Below are 3,212 nucleotides of genomic sequence, written 5' to 3' on the forward strand. Positions count from 1 at the left end.
ACTGCGGTCATGCTTCGCCCCTACAAACATATTTGCCTTGCGCCAGATGCACCCAAAGAATATGTATTGTCAAAACAACTACTACGATCGGGAACAGCTATCGGTGCATTAGTTAGAGAAGCAGAACAAGCCGAAAGCAAAGCCGATTTTATTCATAAACTAGCGATAGCCCTCAAAGAAGCCCACGAAACTGAATACTGGATATTGCTACTTCGAGAAACCGATTATCTCACCCCAAAAGAAAGCGAATCAATCTTAAACGACCTAAAAGAACTCCTAAAACTACTAACCAGCATCATCAAAACAACCAAACACAAACTCAATCACAGTTGACAGCGAGCAGAGGGACAGTGGAGATTTACCGAAAAATGTCCTGCCCTGTCAATCATCAACTGTCAATTATCAACTGTCAATTATCAACTGTCACCAGATCTCATGCAAAAATGCAATCGTCACCATACGACAATTGCATAAAAATTAACTTTTTGTATCCATACATACAAAAGTTTACAACAAATTCTTATATTAATAAAGCCAACGACTGATAAACGGGATAAAAGAGATTCTAATGACAGCCAAAAAAAACCTGATTGTAATCGGCAATGGTATGGTAGGTCACAAGTTCCTAGAGTTAATGGTGAGCTCGGATGCTGCCAAAAACTGGAATTTAATTACTTTTTGTGAAGAGCAGCGCGTTGCTTACGATCGCGTAAACCTCAGCGGATTTTTCTCTGGGAAAACAGCGGGAGATTTATCCCTAGTTGCACCAGGATTTTATCAAGAAAATGACATTGAAATTCATATCGGTGACAAAGCAGTCGCTATAAATCGGGAACAAAAAACAGTCTCTTCAGCCAACGGTTTAGAAGTTCCCTACGACAAACTTGTGCTCGCTACGGGTTCTTATCCATTCGTACCGCCCATTAAAGGCAAAGACGCGGCTGGAACTTTTGTTTACCGCACAATTGATGACTTGGAGGCGATGTCAGATTATGCTAAAAATTGCCAAGTTGGTGTAGTAATTGGCGGCGGTTTGTTGGGTTTAGAATGCGCGAATGCTTTGCAAAATATGGGCTTAAAAACTCATGTGGTTGAGTTTGCGTCGCGGCTGATGCCCGTGCAAGTTGACGAGGTTGGTGGTGCGATTCTCCGTAACAAAATTGAGGAGTTGGGAGTTTCGGTTCACACCAGCAAATCTACCACCGAAATTGTCAGCGAAGATGGCAAAGTTACTAAAATGCTGTTTGCTGATGGTTCGGAATTGGCAACGGATATGATTGTGTTTTCTGCTGGGATTCGCCCCCGGGACGAAATTGCCCGAGGTTGCGGGATTGCGGTGGGAGAACGCGGCGGTATTATGATTAATGATAGCTGCCAAACTTCGGATTCTGATATTTATGCGATCGGCGAATGCGCGCTTTATGACAATCGCATCTACGGTTTGGTTGCGCCGGGCTATACGATGGCTGGCGTTGCAGCAGATATTTTGAGCAGCGCTGCGGATGACGGGCAAGATGCCCGTCCTACTAGCACTTTTACTGGTGCGGATATGTCCACAAAACTCAAACTTTTGGGAGTGGATGTGGCAAGTTTTGGTGATGCTTTTGCCAAGTCTGCCGGTGCTAAAGAGATTGTTGTTGCTGACAATTTCCAAGGCACTTACAAGAAATTAGTTTTAAATCAAGATGGTAGCCGAATTTTAGGCGGTATTCTCGTCGGAGATGCTTCTGCTTACGGCACTTTGCTGCAATTCATGCAAAATGATATTGCTTTGCCGCCACATCCTGAAGATTTGTTGATGCCACCGCGCGAAGGCGGAGCACCTGCTGGTTTTGGTGTGGAGAATCTGCCGGATTCTGCTCAAATTTGTTCTTGCAATAATGTCAGTAAAGGGCAGATTTGTGAGGCGATTCGCGATCGCAATTTAACTGATGTCGGCAGTGTCAAGAAATGCACTCAAGCTGGTACGGGCTGTGGCGGTTGCGTGCCTTTGGTGACGGACATCTTTAAGGCCCAGATGAAGAAAGCCGGGTTTGTGGTGAAGAATCACCTCTGCGAACATTTTGAGTATTCCCGTCAAGAATTGTACCATTTGGTGCGCTCTCAAGAGCTGAAAAGCTTTGATGAGACGATCGCCAAACACGGCAAAGGGCGCGGCTGCGAAATTTGCAAGCCTGCTGTTGCTTCGATGCTGGCTTCTACTTGGAACGACCACATTCTAGAAAAGTCTCACGTTGGTTTGCAAGATACCAACGATTACTATTTGGCAAACATTCAGCGCGACGGTACTTATTCGGTGATACCGCGAATCCCGGGTGGAGAAATTACGCCGGAGAGGTTGATTGCTTTGGGAGAAGTTGCCAGGGATTTTGGACTTTATACTAAGATTACTGGCGGACAGCGGATCGATTTGCTTGGTGCTCGGGTGGATCAGTTGCCGCATATTTGGCACCGCTTGATTGATGCGGGATTTGAGTCTGGCCACGCTTACGGTAAGGCTTTGCGGACTGTCAAATCTTGTGTTGGTAGCACTTGGTGCCGCTTTGGGGTGCAGGATTCTACGAGTTTGGCGATCGAGGTTGAGTTGCGCTATCGCGGTTTGCGATCGCCCCACAAGCTTAAGTCTGCTGTCTCTGGCTGTACTCGCGAATGCGCGGAAGCTCAAAGCAAGGATTTTGGGATTATTGCTACTGAGAATGGTTGGAATTTGTACGTGTGCGGCAACGGCGGGATTAAGCCGCAGCACGCGGTTTTGCTGGCGTCTGATATCGACAAGGAAACTTTGATCAAGTATATCGATCGCTTTTTGGTCTTCTACATTCGCACGGCGGATCGTTTGGAACGTACCGCTACTTGGTTGAACAAGCTTGAGGGCGGAATTGAATACTTGAAGCAGGTGGTAATTGAAGATTCTCTGGGTATTTGTGCTGAACTAGAAGCGCAGATGGAACATTTGGTGAATACTTATCAATGCGAGTGGAAAACGACGATTGAAGACCCGCAAAAGGTGCAGCGATTCCAGCATTTTGTGAATTCCGATTTGCCAGATCCGAGTATTGTTCGCGTTGAGGAACGGGGACAAACTCGCCCTGCTTACGAGCATGAAAAGGCTCTGGCTGGAGTTTCGGAATAATTCAAAGCGTGTCAACTTGAACTTAGGGTGCATCTGGCGCAAGGCAAATATATCCGTAGGGGCGAAGCATGACCGCAGT

Annotated in this window: 2 protein-coding genes; both read left to right on the forward strand. The window is 46.3% G+C overall.

Features of this window, described 5'->3' with window-relative positions; translation table 11 throughout:
* On the forward strand, positions 1-333 hold a 333-nt coding region (locus QT974_RS32810; protein WP_333472543.1), incomplete at its 5' end, for a four helix bundle protein.
* Positions 334-568: 235 nt separating this feature from the next.
* A complete protein-coding gene (gene nirB / locus QT974_RS32815; protein ID WP_333472544.1) occupies positions 569-3,133 on the forward strand; it encodes a nitrite reductase large subunit NirB in 2,565 nt (854 codons plus the stop codon).
* The last annotated feature ends 79 nt before the right edge of the window (positions 3,134-3,212 follow it).

Origin of the sequence: Microcoleus sp. BM001215392 (assembly GCF_036700185.1) — a bacterium.
Lineage (GTDB): Bacteria > Cyanobacteriota > Cyanobacteriia > Cyanobacteriales > Microcoleaceae > Microcoleus.